The 19781-nt window shown below is 66.3% G+C and carries 8 protein-coding genes; 2 read left to right on the top strand and 6 right to left on the bottom strand.

What is annotated here, in order from left to right; genetic code table 11:
* Window positions 1–13: 13 nt before the first annotated feature.
* Window positions 14–12541: a BapA/Bap/LapF family large adhesin gene (locus AC3Z8Y_RS13620; protein ID WP_490086241.1), complete on the bottom strand. Its 12528-nt coding sequence runs from the start codon at window positions 12539–12541 to the stop codon at window positions 14–16.
* A 424-nt stretch (window positions 12542–12965) separates the two neighbouring features.
* On the opposite strand from AC3Z8Y_RS13620, the gene arfB reads away from it, so the two are divergent.
* Entirely contained in the window at window positions 12966–13379 is a 414-nt protein-coding gene (gene arfB / locus AC3Z8Y_RS13615) for an alternative ribosome rescue aminoacyl-tRNA hydrolase ArfB (RefSeq protein WP_490086240.1), read from the top strand.
* A 7-nt stretch (window positions 13380–13386) separates the two neighbouring features.
* Here the strand turns inward: arfB and AC3Z8Y_RS13610 are convergent, their stop codons facing one another.
* The 5 genes from AC3Z8Y_RS13610 to AC3Z8Y_RS13590 all read right to left on the bottom strand — a co-directional run bounded on the left by AC3Z8Y_RS13610 (window position 13387) and on the right by AC3Z8Y_RS13590 (window position 18780).
* A complete protein-coding gene (locus AC3Z8Y_RS13610) occupies window positions 13387–14700 on the bottom strand; it encodes an APC family permease (protein WP_490086239.1) in 1314 nt (437 codons plus the stop codon).
* 118 nt (window positions 14701–14818) lie between these two features.
* The gene (locus AC3Z8Y_RS13605; RefSeq protein ID WP_490086238.1) at window positions 14819–15088 is read right to left on the bottom strand and encodes a hypothetical protein; all 270 of its coding nucleotides are present in this window, start codon (window positions 15086–15088) and stop codon (window positions 14819–14821) included.
* Window positions 15089–15167: 79 nt separating this feature from the next.
* A complete protein-coding gene (locus AC3Z8Y_RS13600; RefSeq protein WP_490086237.1) occupies window positions 15168–15587 on the bottom strand; it encodes an NUDIX hydrolase in 420 nt (139 codons plus the stop codon).
* Between the two features lie 145 nt (window positions 15588–15732).
* Window positions 15733–16158, bottom strand: a complete 426-nt coding sequence (locus AC3Z8Y_RS13595) for a nuclear transport factor 2 family protein (RefSeq protein WP_181116426.1) — start codon at window positions 16156–16158, stop codon at window positions 15733–15735.
* A 75-nt stretch (window positions 16159–16233) separates the two neighbouring features.
* Window positions 16234–18780: a bifunctional diguanylate cyclase/phosphodiesterase gene (locus tag AC3Z8Y_RS13590; protein ID WP_490086236.1), complete on the bottom strand. Its 2547-nt coding sequence runs from the start codon at window positions 18778–18780 to the stop codon at window positions 16234–16236.
* A 170-nt stretch (window positions 18781–18950) separates the two neighbouring features.
* On the opposite strand from AC3Z8Y_RS13590, the gene AC3Z8Y_RS13585 reads away from it, so the two are divergent.
* Complete coding sequence (locus AC3Z8Y_RS13585) at window positions 18951–19727, top strand: SDR family NAD(P)-dependent oxidoreductase (RefSeq protein WP_490086235.1); 777 nt, start codon at window positions 18951–18953, stop codon at window positions 19725–19727.
* The last annotated feature ends 54 nt before the right edge of the window (window positions 19728–19781 follow it).

Raw genomic sequence — 19781 nt, 5'->3', positions numbered from 1 at the left:
TGTCCTTTTGGTGTCAAACCATCTGGATACCGCTCTGTACCCAGAGGTGATGGCTGGGGTCCTCCTGGGGGCTGTATTGCACGTAATCCACGCCGCCTACCTGATGCAGGCCACCGGCGTCCCATTGCCCGGTGACGTGCACCGTGTCCTGGGCGTTGCCCTTGATCATCAGCGTGTCGTTGTCGCTGGACAGCACGCTGACCAGGTCCGAGAGGCTCAGGGTGAGGTTCACCGGCGCTGTGGTGTTGAGGTCGATCACCTCGATGTTATGGATCCGCGCCGCCAGGTTGGCCAGGTCGATGTTGGCCGCGCCGCCTCCCCACACCAGGGTGTCGGTGCCAGTGCCACCGTCCACCGACGCGAACTGTTGGTCGACGATGATCAGCGTGTCGTTGCCCGCGCCGCCGGCCAATGTGATGGCGCCACCGTGGGAGCCATCCAGCGTGTCGTCGCCGCTGGTGCCCTGCAAGGTCTCGCCCGTGCTGCTGGCGGCCACGGCGGAGTGCACATCAGCGTCGCTCGCCACGCTGAGCGTACTGAAGGTGCTGGCCGCCACTGCAGCCCCTGCCTGATTCAGGCTCACGGTGAGGGTGGCGGTGTCCACGGTCCCGTTGGGGTGGGTGAGGGCGTAGGTGAACACGTCCTGATGCCCCACCGCGTACCCCGTCAGCCCGGCGTTGAGGGTGTAGGTGTAGCTGCCATCGGCTTTCACCAGCAGCGTGCCGTAGGTGCCGGCAATGGCCGTGCCGTTGTAGCCTGGCGTTACGTAGCTGCCAGCCGCGAGCACACTGAGGAAGGTATAGGCCGAGCCCAACACGTCCGCGCCGCCGCCAGCGGTATCGGTGACCAGGTTACCGGTGACCGGGGTGTAGCTGCCTACCGTGAACTGGTTGTTGTAGGTGGCAACGTTGATCAGGCCTACGTTCACTGTGGTCAGCAGGCCAATGCCGCCAGTGGACAATCGCACCTGATAGGTGCCCGCAGTCTGATCATCCATGGTGGCGCCGGCGACGCCGCTACCCAGGGTGAGCAGCGAGGCGCCGCCCCACGCCTGTACCAGCACGTACTGCCCGGTGGCGGGATCGAGCTTGTACAGGCCCAGCACAATGGAGCCCAGCAGCGACAACAGGCTGGAGGCCGACAGCGTAATAGTCAGGTCGCTGACGGTATCGGCGGCGACGCTGAAGGAGAAAGTCCCCGATCCGCCCCCTAGCACGACAGCAATGCTGCCCAGTGCGCTGGTGGTGGTAGTGACCTTGTGGGCGAGTGTCAGTGAGCTACTGGCCACGTCGAAGGTGGCATCCACCACTGTTGCCGGCGCGGCCAGGTTACCGCTGTTCCATACTTCGGCCGCCTGTGGGCTGTCGATACGTACATACAGGTTGGCGGTGTCGGTAAGGCCATTGGGGTGTACCAGTTGGTAGGTGAACACGTCCACCTTGCCCACGCTGCTTACGCTGCCGTTGGCCGTGTAGGTGTAGTTGCCTTGGGCATCGATAGTGAGGGTGCCATACAGGCCTTGCACGGTGGTGCCGCCGGCGGTGCTCACGAACGCGCCGTTGCGCAACACCTGCACAACCGCGCCGTTGTCCGGCCCGGTTACATCGGCGGTGCCATCGGTGCCAACGTCGGTGACTACGTTGCCGTTGAGTACCGCCCCAGCCGTACCATTGAACTGGTTCAGGCCGGTGATATCCAGCTGCAGGTTGCTGGTAACGGTGGTCAGCACACCGATGCCATTGCTGGCTACTACCAGGCGATAGTTGCCCCCCAGCAGCGTGCCAATGTCCACCACCACGCCTTGGCCGGCCAGCAGGAGCACGTTCAGCAAGGCGCCATTGGAGGCGTTGCCCAGGGTGACCCAGTTACCGCTGGCGTCCTGCACCTGGAGGGTGTACGTGGCGCCGTTATAGAGCGCCAGGGCGCTTGTGGTGGAAAGCGTAAGGGTGGGATCAACGCTGGTGCCGCTGGCAACCGTGAAGTTGAACACCTTGTTGAACCCGTTGAGCACCGTGGTGAAGCTGTCTGCGTAATTGCGGGTGGTCATTACAGGCGCAAGGTTTACGGTTGCCGTGGTGAGGTTGTCGCTGGCCACCACCGGGCGGTTCACGTCCACATCCGGGGCGGTCACGCTGCTGGTAGTGGACAGGTTGCCATGGCTGTCGCGCAGGGTAACGGTAAGCACCTCGCCGTTGATCTGCGCGCTGCCCAGCGCCACGTTGAAGGTGCCATTGGCCGCCACCGTAGCGGTGCCCAAGGTAACGCCCGCAGCACTGCGGACCGTGACGGTACTGCCCGCTTCGCCGCTACCGCTCAGGCTGTTGCCGTCGCCGGCCACTACCAGTGCCGTGGCTGCGGTAGGCGGCGTAAGGTCTGGTGCCGTGGCGCTCACGGCGGTGGACGCGTTACCTGCCGCGTCCACCTGGGTGATGCTCAGGGCCTGGCTGTTGATCTGCGCCGGGGTCAGGGCCACCGAGTAGGTGCCGTTGGCAGCGACCGTCGCGCTGCCCAGCAGTACACCGAACGCGCTGCGCACGAAGATACGCGCGCCGGCAAGGCCAGTACCCGTGACCACCGTACCGCTTGCCCCGACAACCGCTGTGGTGGGGGCGGCGGGCGGGGTGATGTCCGGCGCGGTCACGCTCGCCTGGGAGGAGGCGTTGCCAGCGGCGTCGGTAAGCCGCACGGTGAGGGCCTGGCCGTCTGCCTGGGCGGGGCTCAGCGCTACCGAGAACAGCCCGTTGCCGCCCACGGTGGCGCTGTTGAGTAAAGTGCCATTTGCGCTATAGACGCTCGCGGTGGCACCCGCTTCACCAGTGCCGGTGACCGCGCTGCCATCGGCGGCCACCGCCACGCTGGCAGGTGCGGTGGGCGCGGTGACGTCGCTGGCGGTGACGCTACCTGTGCTGGCGTTACCCGCCAGGTCCGCCTGGCGCACGGTCAGTACCTGGCCATTGAGCTGGGCGGCGCTGAGCTGCACGGTGAAGGTGCCGGCTAACCCCACCAGTGCGGTGCCGAGCACGGTGCCGGCGCTGTTGGTCACGCTTACCGTGGCGCCCGCTTCGCCATTTCCGCTCAGCTGCAAGCCATTGGTACTTAGCTGTAGGTTCGTGAATGCGCCTGGCGCGGTGATGTCTGCGGCCACCAGGGGAGCGGCAATCGACACGTTGCCGGCAGCGTCCGTCAGGGTCACGCTCAAGGCCTGGCCGTTGAGCTGGGCGCTGCCGAGGGTGACCGAGAAGGTGCCATTGGCGGCCACGGTGGCGGTGCCCAGCAAGGTACCGCCGACATCGCGCACACGGGCGATGGCGCCGGCCTCGCCTGTGCCGGTCAGCGTCAGCCCGTTGGGGGTGAGCGCCAAGGAGGCAGGGACGGTGGGAGGGGTAATGTCCGGCGCGGTGATTGCCACCGCCGTCGAGGTGTTCCCGGCCAGGTCGGTCTGGGTGGCAGTGAGCGCCTGCCCGTTGGCCTGGAACGGAACGAGCGCTACGGTCGCGGTGCCCGTAGCCCCTACGATGCCGGAGCCCAATGCCGTACCGTCCGCCGCGCGTACGGTCACGGTAGCACCCACTTCGCCGCGGGCGGTCACGACAGCGCCGGTGCCATTGATGGCTACATCAGTGAGGGCGACCGGAGCCGTGGTATCGGCTGCCGTCACCGCCGCCGGTATGGACTCGCCGCCGGCCTGGGTGCTGGCGGTGACGCCAAGCACTTGGCCGTTGATTTGTGGCGCTGAGAGCGACACGTTGAAGCTGCCATCGCCTGCCGCAGTGGCGCTGCCCAGCAAGGTGCCGGTGGCGCCATAGACCTTCACCAGGCTTCCCGCCGTGGCAGTACCGGCCAGGGAGGCGCCATCGCCGGCCAGCACCAGCGCTGTGGGTGCAGGGGGTGGCGGCACGGCTGCAACGGTGAGGGTGGCGGCGGTTGCCGGGTTGCCGGCCACGTCCCGCTGCACCACGCTCAATACATCAGCCGCAGCGATCGGGCCGGTAAGGGTGATCACGAAGGCGCCGTTGGCGTCGACGGTGGCGGTGCCCAGCGAGACGCCGCCGAGGCTCACGGTCACTACCGCGTTCGGCTCGCCGTGGCCCGCCAGCGTGGTGTAGTCATTGCTGACCGCCAGGTCGCTGACCGCCGCTGGCGCGGTGATGTCCGCCACTACATACGGCAAAGGGAGGGACGCGTTGCCGATCACGTCTGTGGCGACCAGGCTGATGGTTTCGCCGTTGGCCTGGGCCGGGCTCAAAGTGATGCTGTAGAGGCCGTTGGCATCTGCGGTGCCGCTGCCCAGCGTGGTGCCATCGGCGGCCAGCACCGTGACGGTGGCCAACGCTTCCGCGGTACCCGCCAGGACGGTGCCATTGCCGGTAAGGCTGGTGATGGTCGGGGCCGCCGGGCCGGTAATGTCCGGCGCTGTTACGCTGGCGGCCGTCGAGGTGTTGAGCGCGGCATCGGTCTGCACCACGCTGAGTGTTTCGCCGTTCAATTGCGCGGTTGGCAGGATAAAGGCAAAACGGCCATCGAGCCCTGCGGTGGCGGTGCCCAGCAGCGTCCCGTTGGCACTGCTCACACTGACCACCGCGCCGGCCTCCGCCAGCCCGGTCAACAGCAGGCCATCGGCGTTGATCGCCAGGTTGCTGACCGCTCCCGCCGCTGTGCTGTCTGCGGCTTGATAGGGCAGGGCGGGCGAGGCGTTGTTGGCGGTGTCGGTCTGGGTCACCGTCAGCAGCTCGCCATTGCGCTGGGCGGTGCCCAGGGTAAGGCTCCAGGTTCCGTCGCTGTTGACCGTGGTCGTGCCCAGCGCGGTGCCGTCGGCGGCGCTCACTTGAATCACCGCGCGGGCTTCCCCGTTACCGCTGAGGGTCAGGCCGTCCGGCGTCAGGGCGGCGACCGTGGGCGCAGCCGGCGGGGTGAGGTCGGGCGCGTTCAACCCGGCTGAGGTGGACGGGTTGCCGGTGGCGTCCTGCTGGATCACGCTCAGCCGCTGGCCGTTGAGCTGCGGTGTGGTCAGGGCCACGGCAAAGGTGCCGTCGGCGGCAACCGTGCCCAACGCCAGGGTATCGCCGTTGGCGTTGCTTACCACCAAGGTAGCCCCGGGCTCGCCAGTGCCGGTAAGCACGGCGCCCGCGGCGTCGATCAGCAGGTTGGCGACGGCGGCCGGTGGGGTGATGTCCGGCGCGCTCAAGGTGGCGATCGGCGAAAGATTGCCCGCCGCATCGCCCAGCCGCACCAGCAGGGCTTCGCCGTTGACCGCCGGGTTGGTGAGGGTGATGAGGAAATTACCGGTGGCGTCCACGTTGCCGGTGCCCACCACGGAGCCATCGGCCAGGGTTATACGCACGCTGGCCAACGGCTCGCCAGTGCCGCTGAGCTGGTCGCCGGTGCTGTTGAGGGCAAGGTTAGTGGCCAGGTTGGGCGGGGTAAGGTCCGGGGCCGCGATCTGCACCGGGAGGCTGATGTTCCCTGGCGGGTCCGCCTGCTGCACGGTGAGCGCCTGGTTGTCGATCTGCGGCGGGGTCAGCGCCACTACGAAGCTGCCGTTGGCCAGTACCACCGTGCTCCCCAGCAGCGTGCCGGCCGCGTCGCGCACGGTCACGGTCGCGCCGGCTTCGCCTCTGCCGCTCACCACCGCGCCTGCGGCGTTGATTGCCACGTTGGTCAGTACATCGGGGGCGGTGAGGTCCACCGTGGTCAGGTTGGCAGAGGGGGACACATTGCCCGCCACATCGGCCTGGGTGAAGGTCAATACCTGAGCATTGAGCAGGGGCGTGCCCAGCACCAGGCTGAAGGCGCCCGTGCTGCCCACCGTGGCGGTGCCCAACACGTTGCCGTCGGCGTCCGCAACCGTGACGATAGAGCCCGCTTCGCCGCGCCCGCTGATGCTCGCGCCATCGGCGCCTATCGCCAACGCTGATACCGCCCCTGGAGCGGTAGAGTCGACCGCGGTAAGCGTTGCGGGCAAGGAGGCGTTGCCTGCCGCGTCGGTCAAGGTTACTGACAACACCTGGCCATTGGCCTGGGCCGGTACCAGGGCCAGCTGGAAGGTGCCATCCAGGCGCACAGTGCCCGTGCCCAGCAGGGTGCCGCTGGCATCCAGCACGTTTACCGTGGCACCAGCTTCCCCCGTACCGGACAGCACGGCGCCGTCCGGGCTCAACGACAGGCTGGCCGCTACGGTGGGCGCCACCAGGTCGGGCGCGAGGAAGGTGGTGGCCAGCGATTCATTGCCGGCCGCGTCTACCTGGCTGAGCGTGAGCAATTGCCCCGCCAGCTGCGCCGGCACCAGGGTGACCGCGAACGTGCCGTCGGCGGCCACGGTGGTGGTGCCAAGAATCAGCCCTCCTTGGGCCAGCACGCGCAATGTGGCCCCGGCTTCGCCGAAACCGGTCAACGAGGCGCCGTCCCGGGCGAGGTTAAAGGTGGTGACAGCGGTGGGCGCTGTCACATCCGCCGCGAGCAGGTCAGCCGGCGCCGCATTGGTGCCATCCGTGGACGTGGCAATGACCGTCAGGGCTTCGCCGTTGAGCTGGGCGGCTGTCAACGGCGCGCTGAAGGCGCCATCGCTGCCTGCCAGCCCGGTGCCGAGCAATTGCCCGCTGGCGCTGTATACCCGCACCAAGCTCCCTGGGTCGGCACTGCCTTGCACGGTGAGGCCGTCGCTGCTCAACGCCAGGTTGCTGGCCACATTGGGGGCCAGCGGCCCTGGCGCGATCACCGGGATGCTGATGGCAGCGTTACCGGCGGCATCCGAGGCGGTGACCGCCACGGTGTCCCCGGTCGTGGCGGCGGGCGTTATAGCCAAGGTGAAGCGGCCATCGCTGCCCACCGTGGTGCTGCCCAGCACGGTACCGTCGGTGGCGGTGGCCATGACGGTCGATCCGGCTTCGCCCAGCCCGGTCAACGTGGCGCCATCGGTGGAAACGGCCAGGCCGCTTACCGCTGCAGGGGCTGTAAGGTCTGCGGCTAGCAATGGCGCCGAGGCCGACATGTTGCCGGCGGGATCACTGGCCGTCACCGTCAGTGCCTGGCCATTGAGCTGCGGCGCATTCAAGGCAGCGACGAAAAGCCCATTGGCAGCGGTAGTGGCGCTGCCCAACACGTTCCCCTGGGCATCGCGCAGGGTGACCACCGAGCCGGCTTCCGCACGGCCGCTCACTTGCAAGCCGCTGCCGTTGAACGCCAGGTCGCTGGGGCTGGCCGGGGCTGTGGTGTCCGGCGCCGTGAGGCTGGCAGCCGGGCCTTCGTTGCCGGGTGGGTCTTCCTGGTTCACGGTCAACACCTGCGCGTTGAGCTGTGCCGTGCCTAGGGTCACGCTGAAGGCACCGCTGCTGCCCACAAGGCCCGTGCCCAGAACGGTGCCGTCCACGGCTCGCACATAGACCGTTGCGCCGGGTTCGCCGTGGCCGGTGACCGTTATGCCGTCCGCGTTGATCGCTACACCGCTGAGCGCGGCAGGTGGGCTGATGTCTGGCGCGATGAGGTTGGCCGCAACCGACGGGTTGCCACTGGCGTCGGTCTGGGTGATGTCCAGGGTTTCGCCATTGAGCGGGGCAGGGTTGAGCGTGACCGTGAAGACGCCGTTGGGGTCCACCAGCCCAGTGCCCAGCACGGTACCGTTGGCGGTTTGTACTGCAATGGTGGCGCCGGGCTCTCCCACCCCGGAAAGGCTGCTGCCGTCGGCGCTGATCAACAGGCCGGTCACCGCGTTGGGCGCGGTGTTGTCGGGCGTGCCGACGCTGCTGGCGGGCGAGACGTTCCCGGCCGCATCGGTGAGTTGAACCGATAGCGCCGCGCCGGTGTTCTGGGCAATCGGCAGGGTAACCTGGAACACGCCGCTCTGGTTGACCGTGCCGGTGGCCAGCACTGTGCCCGCCGCGTCACGCACGGTGGCCGTGGCCCCGGCTTCGCCAAGCCCGCTGACCACGGTGCCGTAGGTGTTCACCGCCAAGCCTGTGGCGGCTGCCGGCCCTTGCAGGTCTGCGGTTACGAGAGTGTTGGTTTGCGAGACATTGCCCGCGGCGTCGGTCTGCACCACGGTCAGCACCTGGCCGTTGAGCTGCGCCGGGTTGATCGCCACGGTAAAGGCGCCGTTACCGCCAACCACGCCGCTGCCCAGCACCGTTGCGCTGGCATCGCTCACGGTAACGGTAGCGCCCGCTTCGCCGCGCCCGGTAATCACGCTGCCGCCGCTGGCGCTGGCCAGGCTCAACGGTGCATCCGGGGCAGTCGCGTCGGCGGCGACCAGGGTGGTAGCGACCGAGGTGGTGCCATTGGCATCGCTGGCGGTAACGTGAAGTAGCTGGCCGTTAAGTTGAGCGCTGCGCATCAGCAAGCGGAAGGTGCCCGCGCTGCCCACCAGCGCGGTGCCCAGGCTGGTGCCGCTGGCGTCGGTCACGTTCACCGTTGTGCCTGCCAAGCCCGTACCCGTGAGGGTGTAGCCATCGCTGGACAGCGCCAGGTTGCCGGGGGTGGTGACCTGCGTGCCGTTGGGGCCGGCCAGCGTAACGGCACCGGAGGCGTTCCCGGTCAGGTCGGCTTCACTCACGGTGAGCACGTCCGCGGCTGTGGCTGCGGGGGTGAGGGTAAGGGTGAATACCCCGTCAGGGCCCACAGTTGTGGTGCCCAACAGCACGTTGGCGGCGTTGGTCACGCGTACGATGGCACCGGCTTCGCCAACCCCGGAGAGGGTGGTGCCATCCGGGCTGATCGCCAAGTTGCGCACGTCTATCGGCGCAGTAGTGTCGGGCGCGCTGATGCCGGCGGGTTGCGAGACGTTGCCGTCGGCATCGGCGGCGGTCACCTGCAGCGCCTCAGCGTTCAGCTGGGCGGTGTTCAACGTGATCGAGAATGCGCCGTTATTGTCGGCGCTGCCGCTGCCCAACAGGGCGCCGTTGGCATCGCGTACTTCTATGTCGGCATTGGGTTCGGCCGTGCCGTTGAGCAACAGGCCGGTAGCATCCACACCCAGCCCGGTCGGGGCGGCCGGCGCGGTGATATCGCTCGCGTTAACCGTGGCCGGCCCGGACGTATTGCCTATGGCATCTGCCTGGGTCACGGTCAGCACCTGGCCATTCAACTGGGCCGGGGTCAGGATAACGCTGAAGTTGCCATTCACATCTACGGTGCCAGTGCCCAGTGCGGTGCCTGTGGCATTGCTCACGGTAACGCTGGCACCCGCTTCGCCGGTGCCCGTAAGGGTGGCGCCATTGCCACTGAGCAGGAGGTTATCGACCGACGCGGGGGCGGAGGTATCCGGAGCAGTGGTGCTGATGAGAGTGGAGAGGTTGCCGGCGACGTCTTGCTGTTCCACCTGCACGGCCTGCCCATTGAGTTGGGCGGGGGTGAGGTTCACGGTGAAGCTGCCGGTGGCGCTGGCCGTGGTGAAACCCAGTAGCACGCCACGCAGGGTGCTCACGCGGATGGTCGCGAATGCCTCGCCCACACCACTGAGGCTGCTGCCGTCGTTGGCGAACGTGAGCGTAGTCGGCGCCGCCGGTGCAACGATGTCCGGCGCGGTCAAGGGCGCTGGCGCAGTGGCATTGCCGGCGGCATCGGCCTGGCTCACATTGAGCGTTTCGCCGTTCACCTGGGCTGTGCCCAGCGTCACTTCGAAGCGGCCATTGGCGCCGACCACAGAGGTGCCCAGGGCATTGCCGCCGGTATCGCTCACAGTGACCGTTGCGCCAACTTCGCCATTACCGCTGACCAGGCTGCCGTTGGCCGAAATCGCCAGGTTGCCGAGGGCGGCCGGCGGGGTAGCGTCTGGCGCCGTCAAGGGCACCCCGGTGCCGATGTTGCCGGCGGCATCGGTAGCCCATACCGTCAAGCTTTCGGCCGCCACTTGCGGGCTGCTCAACGTAACGCTAAAGCTGCCGTCGGGGGCCACCAGCGCGGTGCCCAGCGGGCTGCCGTTGGCATCGAGCACTGTCACGGTAGCGCCCGCTTCGCCGCTGCCGGTGAGCACCAGGCCCTGGGCGTTCACTTGAAGATTTGTGACGGCAGAGGGTGGGGCAATGTCTGGCGCGATGAACGGTGCCGGGCCGGAGACGAGCCCCGCGCTATTCACGGCGCTTACCTGCAAGGCCTGGCCGTTGATCTGGGCGCTTGCCAGGGTCACTTCGAAGCGGCCATCGGCGTCAGCCACGGCGCTGCCCAGCAAGGTGCCATTGGCGTCGCGTACGCTGACCGTCGAGCCGGCTTCGCCTTGGCCGCTCAACAGCGTTCCTGTCACGTCGAGCGCCAACGCTTCAGGCAGAAGGGGCCCATTGACGTCCGGCGCGGTGATGCCGTTGGCCACCGAGCCGTTACCGGCCGCATCGTCGAGGGTAACTTGCAAGGCCTGGCCGTCGATCTGAACGGGGCTCAGCGCCACGGCGAAGCTGCCCACGGTATTGACCGTAGCCGTGCCCACCACCGCGCCGTTTGCGTCGCGCACGGTCACCAGGGCGCCGACTTCGCCACGGCCACTGAGCAGGGCCCCGTTGGGGTTGATTGCTAGCTGTGTAGCGGCAGCCGGGGCCGTGGTGTCCGGCGCGGCCAGGATCGCGGTAACCGAAGGGGTGGCGTTGCTGTCGAGCACGGCGACGTCCAGCAGTTGGCCATTCACCTGAGCGCCGCTCAGCGCTACGCTGAAGGTGCCGTCTGTGGCGACCACGGCGCTGCCCAGCAACGTGCCGTCGGCGGCACGTACTTCCACCGTGGCGCCGGGGGTGGCGGCGCCGGTCACCGTCAGGCCATCGGTGGTTACCACCAGCGCGGCCGGAGTCACCGGAGCGGCTGCCGGCACGCTTGTTGTGGCGTCGGGCGACAGGTTGCCTGCAGGGTCGGCCTGGCGCACGGTAAGCGCGGCGCCCACGGCAGCGCCGGGGCTCAGTGCCAATACGAAAGTACCGTTGGCGGCCACGGTGCCGGTGGAAAGCACAGTACCTGAGGCGTTGGTGACCGTGACCGTGGCCCCGGCCTCACCCTGCCCGGAAAGCGCCAGCCCGTCACTGCTCACTGCCAGGTCGGTGACAGCGCCCGGCACCGTTGAATCGGGTGCCGTGACCAAAGCCTGCGCCGAGCTGTTGCCATTGCCATCGGTGGCAGTGACGTCGAACACTTGACCGTTTGTGTACGGTGCATCGAGCGCGATGGTGAACGTGCCATCCAGGGCGCTGCGCCCGGAACCCACCACCTGGCCGCTGGTGTTGCGTACCAGCACCCGCGCGCCGGGCCGGGCTGTACCCGTCAGGCTGAGGCCGTCGGCGCTGACCACAAGGTTGCTGGGCGGTGCCGGCTGGGACAGGTCCGGCGCCTGGACCGGCAAATTGGGGGAGACATTACCCGCAGCGTCGGTGAGGATCAGCTGCAGCACTTGGCCGCTGATGATGCCCGGCACCACCGGAAGGTCGAAGGTGCCATCGGCGGCCACGGTACCGGTGGCCAGTACGTTACCCACCGGGTCGAATACCGTAACCACGGCGCCGGGCTCGCCTCGGCCGCTGAGCAGGGTACCGTCCCCGCTGATGGCCACGTCGGTCGCCGCGAGTGGGGGAGTGGTATCGGGCACCGGCGGCGCGGCGGGCGCGTTGAGGCTGGCATCGGCGGAGACATTGCCCGCCGGGTCCGTTGCGTTGGCGCTCAACGCCGCCCCGGCACCCGGCGCGGGCGCCAGGGCCAGGCTGAAGCTGCCGTCCGCTGCGGCCACGCCCGTTCCGAGTACGGTGCCATTGGCGTCGCGCACGGTCACTGTCGCGCCGGCTTCGGCGGTACCCGTGAGCACGCTCAAGGTAGCGTCCAGGGCCAGGTTCGCAGGAGCGCTCGGCGCGGTGACGTCGCTGGCTACCAGGTTGGCGGCTGGAGACGTGTTCCCGGCCGCATCGGCCTGTACCACCGTGACCGTTTCGCCATTCAATTGGGGGGAGGTGAGCACAATTGCGAAGCGGCCGTCCGCACCTGCGACGCCGCTGCCCAGTCGGTTACCGAAGGGATCGTTGACCGTGACCGTGGCGCCGGCTTCGCCCAGCCCGCTCAAGGTCAGGCCATCACTGCTGAAGCTCAGGGAGCCCGGCGCGTCTGGCGCTGTGGTATCGGCCGGCGCTGCGCCGCCGCCACCACCGCTATTGGCCAACCCGCCGGTGGCCGCTGCCGTGGCGCCGCCCGCGCCCAGGGCGCCCAGCCCCGCGATTGCCCATTCAGGTGTAGCACTGCCGACCACCCCCGCGCCGGCCAAAAGGGTGTCGATCGAAGGCAGCTCAGTGAATGTGAAACCGTTGAACGCTTCGGCGCTGTATTGCGCCTGCCAGAGCACGCCGTCCTGGCCTTGAAACACCATGTCGCTGCGCACGCCCTCGGCGGTTGCGTTGAAGAAGTTGCCGACGGTGACCCGTTCGCCAGTCTTGAGTGTAACGATGGCGTCCTGGCCATTTCGAGCCACCGCAGCGACCTGTTCAGGCGGGACGGGGATCTGCACCACCCCGGGTTGGCCAAGCTGGAGGTCCCCCCAGGCGCGGCTGGAAATTTCGCTGGTGGTTTTATCGGCGACTACGATGTTGTCCATTAACTGCCTGCCTTGATCCTGTGTATAAGCGTGACCCGTGGCCTTACTGATGCAAGGGCGCTGGTCGCGGAGAACCCACCGGCTCCGAGGGTGGATCCATAACTTGTATAGCAGAACGCCGCCTCGTTGCTTTGCATGCTAACGTTTGAAAAGGCGAAATAATGGCGTCAACTCTCAATCGGAGCTGTCTCCGCGGGCACGAATGTACCGGCTGTCAAGGAATTTGCGACGTTTAACCAGCGGTACAAAGCGGTACGAATCCACATAGTGCGGCGATGAACGGTATAGCCGTTGGTCGCACTAAGCTGCTGCTTCGTCATTTCATGGGCCTGAAATGGCAGCCTTGGATGGCCTGTCTGGATCCCTGCTTGCTCAAAACAGGCGCGTAAGTCACCGTAGCGCCTTCGCAGACCGGAAGCCCCAGATGCTTGAAATTTCCAATACCGTTCACCTGCCGGCCCACGAGATAGAGCTCAGCGCCATCCGTGCGCAGGGTGCCGGGGGGCAGAACGTGAACAAGGTGTCCAGCGCGGTACACCTGCGCTTCGACATACATGGGTCTTCGCTGCCACAGTTTCATAAGGAGCGCCTGCTGGCGCTGCGTGACAGCCGGATCACCAGCGAGGGCGTGGTGGTGATCAAGGCGCAGCAATACCGCACTCAGGAACAGAACCGCGCCGATGCCCTGGCCCGGCTGCGTGAGTTGATTCTAGGTGCGATCCATGTAGAGAAAGCCCGCCGCCCCACCAAACCGACCCGCGGTTCGAAAGTGCGCCGCCTCGATGCCAAGGGCAAGTGCGGCACCATCAAGGCGGGGCGGGGGAAGGTGGACTACTGAACGCGCGCTAGTGTGTGGCTTGGGTACGGCTCCAGCGGGTTGCGCCATACAGCATCAACCCCAACACCAGCATCAGCCCCGCGCGCAGCCAGGTGGCCGGCCCTTGCTGGGCAAGCAGCAGCAGGCAGGACAACACCGCCAGCGCGGGGAATACCCAGTGCACGCTGAAGTGGTCCGTGGTCACCTTGTCGCGCTTGAGAACGAGCACCGCCACGTTAGTACTGAGGAACACGAACAGCAGCAACAACACCACCGTTTCGGCCAGGGTTTCCAGCGTGCTGGTGAACGTAAGCGCTATAGCAACCACGGTTGTGGCCAGAATGGCCCAGCCAGGGGTGCGCCGTTGCGGCAGTACCCGGCCGAGCGCAGGCGGTAGCAGGCCTTCACGCGCCATGCCGTACGTCAGCCGGCTGGCCATAATCATCGTGAGCAGCGCACCGTTGGCCACGGCAATCAATGCGATCACCGCGAACCAGCGGGGCGGTATGCCCAGCCCGGAGGCCGCGATCACTTCCATCAGCGGGGCACTGGACGCCTTGAGTTCGTCCACCGGCAACACCAGCGCCGCGCCGGCGCCTACCAGCAGGTACATGGCACCGGCAATCAACAGGGCGCTGAACAGTGCGCGAGGGTAGACACGGCGCACGTCCTGAACTTCTTCAGCCAGGTTCGCCGAGGTTTCGAAGCCCACGAACGAATAGAACGCCAGCAAGGACGCCCCGAGTATCGCCGTGGCCGGCGCGTTGGCGTCCACTTCCAGCAGGCGTGCGGGCTCTGCCTGGCCGCTGGCTGTGTACCAGGCGGCGGCAATGACCACCAGCACCAGCCCGCTGAGCTCCACCAGCGTCATTACCAGGTTCGCGCTCAAAGATTCCTTGATGCCGCGGGCGTTCAACAGCCCCACGGCGATCAGAAAGCCCGCCGCGACCCAGCCGGCAGGCCAGTGCACGAAGGCGCCCAGGTAGTCCCCGGCGAAGGCCTTGGCCAGCCCTGCGGCGCTGGTAACCCCAGCAGCCAGCATGGAAAAGCCCACCAGAAATGACAGCAGCGGCTTGCCGAAGGCCCGCTCGGCAAACACGGCCGCGCCGCCAGCGCGGGGGTATTTGGTCACCAGCTCGGCGTAGGAGGCTGCAGTGAGCAGGGCAAAAAACAGCGCGATCAGCAACGGTGCCCAGATGGCCCCGCCCACCCGGGCCGCGATGGTCCCAGCCAAGGCATATACCCCGGCACCGAGCACGTCGCCCAGGATGAACAGCAACAGCAGGGGAGTAGTGATGACACGCCGCAGGGCGTGCGCGGGTGAAGCGGTAGCGGTGGTCATTGGCAGGCGCTCAGGCAGGCGGCGGTGCCGCGTTGTTGCTCAGAGCGCCGAGGCAGGCGAATCGTTCGCTCGTGATGCGGGTTCGGCTGCACTCGGATATGGCCAGCTACGGAGTAGTTCAGGCCGCGTGGCGAGCGTCCACTACGCGGGCGTGAATCGCCTCCAGGTACTGCGCCTTGAGGGCAACGGCCAGAGGGCCCAGGATCGGTTTGCCCTTGAAGTCCACAAGCAGGGTATCGATCAGCTGCTCGACCTTCACCCGCGCCGAGGCCACGCTGGCAGGGCGCAAGGGATCAAATTCGATACGTTCCATTTCTTCGTCCAGGCGCTGCAGCACAGGGGCCGCCTTCTGGATCTGACTGCGCAATGTCTCATGCGAGAGGGCCATCGATTTCCTCCATGGGGGTTTCGCCAAACCCGGTCCAGATCGTCATCGTGAAGCATTGCGATATTGCTTCACAAATATGTCAGTTGTATGACAGCTCAGGTTTGTGCGCTTCGCGTTGCTTGAGCAGCGAACGAATGGGCCCGCGTACCTTGCGCTTGGTCACGTCCTTGGCGCTGAACCAGCGGCAATCGTCGATCTCATTGCAGGGCCGTGGCTTCTTGGAAAGGGGCTGCGGCGCTTCGAACAGGAAGTGGATGACCCTGTCTTCGGTAAATTCCGATACGAAGGCCAGCTCGTCGAATTCAAGCCCGGTTTCCTCGCTCATCTCCCGCAGGGCCGCCTGGAGAGGGGTTTCGTTCGCTTCCACCCGACCCCCCGGCAGGTTCCATTTGGCGTTTCGCTTGCGCACGAAGAGGATCTGTTCATCGCGACGGTAAATCACCGTGGCCCGTCGTTTGATGCTTTTGGCAGTGGTATCGATGGCTTCCTTCGCACCCATGCGGCCGTCCTCCCTTCGTGCTGACCCTGTAACCCCGGCGGCAAGGCCAAGGCATGCCCCCTGGCGGGGAGCATGCGGCCTTTACGTGTCGATATGATGACTGCCGGACAACGGTGCGAGTTCAGCGCAGCCGCACGCACAAAGGCTAGAAGCGGAAGGCTTGCCTGCCGATCAACAGCCACTTGCCGTGCTGCTTCTGCCACACCTGGAAGTTTTCGATTTCAGTGGGTACCACTTTGCCGCTGTTCACCGCCTCCGCGGAAAAGTGATTGCGCACCAGCGCGGTGTCGCCACTGAGAATGATTTTCTGGTTGAGCATTTTCAGGCTGTTGAAGCCGCTGCGGCCGGTTTCGATGTCGGCGATAAAGGCCTGCTTGTCCTGAACGTTGCCGCTGGAGTGGCCGTAGCTGAGGTTGTCTGCGGTGAGCGCCTTCAGCGCGGGAATGTCCTTGTGCCACATGGCCTGGGTGAGTTGATCCACTGCTTGCTCCACGTCCTGCTCCGGCGTAGCGGCGGCAACCATGCCGGCATACAGGCACGCCAAGCCAACCAATACCTTCGATGCTTTCATCCCTTGCTTCCCTTGTTTTTATATCGTTGTGGTGATGCCGCCACTTGGCGGACATCGTACAACGTAGCAGAGATTTCACACGGTGCAGCCGGCACCTTCGAAGAGGGCCCTGAAGCGCTCGGCGGGCATCGGCCGCCCCAGCAGGTAGCCCTGGCCCTGCTCGCAGCCAATCATCAGAAGCGCCTCGCGCTGCGCCTGCGTTTCAATCCCCTCGGCGGTTACGGTGAGTGTCAGTGCCTTACCCAGGTCGATGATGGCCTGGATGATCGCCTGGCTCGACACCGAACCGCCGAGGTCGGAAATGAAGCTGCGGTCGATCTTCAACGCGTCGAAGGGGTAGGCCCGCAGGTAGCTGAGCGAGGAGTAGCCGGTGCCGAAATCGTCCATGGCCAACCGTACGCCAACGGCCTTGAGCCGCTGCATCGTCAGCAACGCCTGGTTGGCATCGTTGAGCAATACGCTTTCGGTGATTTCCAGCTCCAGCCGGCCCGGGGGCAAGCCAGAGGCCTGGAGCGCGGCCTCTACGCGCGCCACCAGGTCGCCACGCTGGAATTCCACGGACGAGAGGTTGACCGACACCATGAGCGGTACCCGCCAGCCCATGGCCTCCCTGCACGCGGTGTTGAGCACCCAGTCGCTGACTGCGACGATCAGGCCGGACTCTTCTGCAACCCCGATGAACTGCCCGGGCGGCAACAAGCCGCGTTCCGGATGCCGCCAACGCACCAGCGCCTCGGCGGCCGCGAGTTTGTTGCCTTGCAAATCGAAACGAGGCTGATACTCCAGGAACAGCTGATCGCCGCGCAGGGCCTGACGCAGGTCGGTTTCCACGCGGCGTCGCTCCAGCACGCGCTGGTTCATCTCGGCGGCGTAGAACTGCCAATTGTTACGCCCCGCGCCCTTGGCTTCATACAAGGCGATGTCGGCATAGCGCAGCAGGTCGCTGGCCTGGGCGCCGTCATGGGGCGACAGCACCACGCCGATGCTTACGCCGACCGACACCTCGTGGCCTTCGACCAGCAGCGGCTGCGCAACCGCTTCGCACAGGCGGGAACAGAACCGCTCCACGTCGAAACCCAGCGGCAGGTCGCTGCCCACGATCACGAACTCATCGCCACCCAGCCGAGCCACCAGGTCACTGTCGCGTACCGCGCTGCGCAAGCGCCGCGCCACTTCACACAGCACCTGGTCGCCTGCGGCGTGCCCCAGGGTGTCGTTGATAGGCTTGAAGCGGTCCAGGTCCAGGCTCAGCAGCAGCAAGGGGTTATCCGAGCGCGAGCCCGCCTGCAGGTGTTTCTGCAGATAGCCATGGAGGTAGCTTCGGTTCGCCAGGCCGGTCAGGGCATCGTGCTGGGACAGGTGCTTGATGTGCGCCCGTGCTTCGGTCTCGGCGGTAACGTCCGAGACCGTGCCGCGGTAGCCGCTGATGCGATCGCCACTTCGCACCACGCGCGCCGACAGGCTGCACCAGCGCTGCCGCCCCAGGCTGTCCAGGTGGCTGCTTTCCAGCTTGCGGCTGCCGGCGGCGCCGGGTTCCAGCGCCATGCGGTTGAACGCCTTCCAGTCAAATGTGAGCAGCTCGCACAGCGTGCGCCCCAGCCAGGCCTCCCGGGCATAGCCGGTAATCACGTCGAAGCGTTCGGAGAGGTAGACCAGCCGACCGTCGCGGTCGGTTTCCCAGATCCAGTCCGAGCAAGCCTCCGCCACGGCACGAAAGCGTTCCTCACTCAGGGCCAGGCGGGCCTTGCTGTCGTCGATCATGCCAGCGGCCACAAGCCCGGAGCGGTAGATCCACGCCATGAGCACTGCGAACGCAAGCGCCGTGACAGCCAGCACCGGCAGCACCGAACGTAGAAACTTGTCCCCGGGGTTTTCGGGCGCCCAGCGCAACCGCAGTGCGCCCCCCGTGGCGCCTTGCACCACGAGGTTTGGCCGGCTGTCGGTTGCGCCCGAAAGGTCTACCTTCAGGTTCTGCAGGCCGTAGTTCTGTTCCCAGTGGTTGAGCTTGACCGTGTCCAGCACGTCCACAAACACCAGGTAAGGCAGCGACTCGGGCTTCACCTTGCGCGGCAGCTCCGTGGGCTTGATCACCGCAGCGTAAACGATGGCCGGCTGCCCGTTCACGGTGTAAAAGCCGTAGCCGGGCAGTTCATTGGCGCTTTGCTGGCGTGCCTGGGCAAGCAGCGGTTCCAGCTCGCCGCCGAGGAAATCGCGGGCGTGCACTTCGCTCAAGTGCCCACCCACGATGGCGTAGCGAGTGGCGGTGTCCGGCGCAACGATAAACACGCCTTCCAGGGAATAATTGAGGTACAGCGATGGCCCGATGTTGTCTCCGTCATAGGCCCAGGCGAGGTCGATACGAGGGTGGCCCACGTGAACGTAAGCGTCGTTCCAGAAGGCATAATCCTTGACAGCCCTGGCCAACAGGTCAAGGTTCGCGTCCAGCGCCCGGCGAGCATCGGATTCACTGTGTTCCATCTGGTGTCGGTTTTCCTGCCCGGCAATCACGAACAGGGTGATCACGGCCAGCGAAAACAGCGCACCGATCAGCGACGACACCACCACCATGGCGCGGCGGGCGATCTGAACGTGAGAATGGGCAAGGTTGGGAAACAGCAGCATCAAACAGGGCTCTTGAATAAACAGGCAGGCAGGGGCCGAATGCCCTCTATATCGGCAGGCCTTTGGCGTGGTTTAGCCATGCCTGGGTACGCGATCCGCCGCTTGTCGCGAACATTCGGCCTGTAGGCGCAGGCGCCAGCCTGCGAACCATTCATTCAAGGAGCAATGCAATGAGCGAGCGCACATGGGAAGGCCAGGTGGCCCTGGTGAGCGGAGCGGGGAGTGCCGAAGGTATCGGTATGGCCATTGCCCGCCGATTGGGCAAGGAAGGCGCTCGGCTGATTATCACCGCCAGCAGTGCGCGTATCGCCGAGCGGGTGGCCGAACTTCGCGAGGAGGGTTTTACCGTCGAGGGCCAGCCGGCCGACCTTACCGATGAGGCGCAAGTCACGGTGTTCGCGGCGTGGGCCCACGCTCGCTGGGGGAAGGTCGACGTGCTGGTGAACAACGCAGGCATGGCCATGCAGGGCAGCCCCGAGCCTTATGCCCAAGTGGCCTCCATGGACCTTGCCAGCTGGAACCTCTCGCTGAACCGCAACCTCACCAGTGCCTTTCTGCTCACCCGGGCGGTGCTCCCGGGTATGCTCGAGCGGCGGTATGGCCGTATCGTGCACGTAAGCTCTACCACCGGCACCCGCGGCAGTAACCCGGGGGAAGCGGCCTACAGCGCGGCCAAGGCGGGAATGGTCGGGCTGAACATGGCCCTGGCCCTGGAAGTGGCTGCCCAGGGCATCACCGTCAACAGCGTGGCCCCGGGCTGGATCGCGACGGCGTCCAGCACGCCGGAAGAAGCGCATGCCGCCACTCACGTGCCCATCGGCCGGGCAGGGCGGCCGGCCGAAGTGGCGGCGGCGGTGGCGTTCCTGGCTTCGCCCGAAGCCAGCTACATCACCGGGGAAGTACTGGTAGTGGATGGGGGCAACTGCCTGATGGAAACGAAGGGCTAGCCAGGTACCTTCGAGCACGTATTCACTGAGGCATGGGCGCGTAGCAATGTGCTA

It is taken from the genome of Pseudomonas sp. 3MAES_34.3B (genome assembly GCF_058145875.1).
The sequence above is the reverse complement of the archived record's forward strand: the minus strand, read 5'-3'. Positions and strand labels throughout refer to the sequence as shown.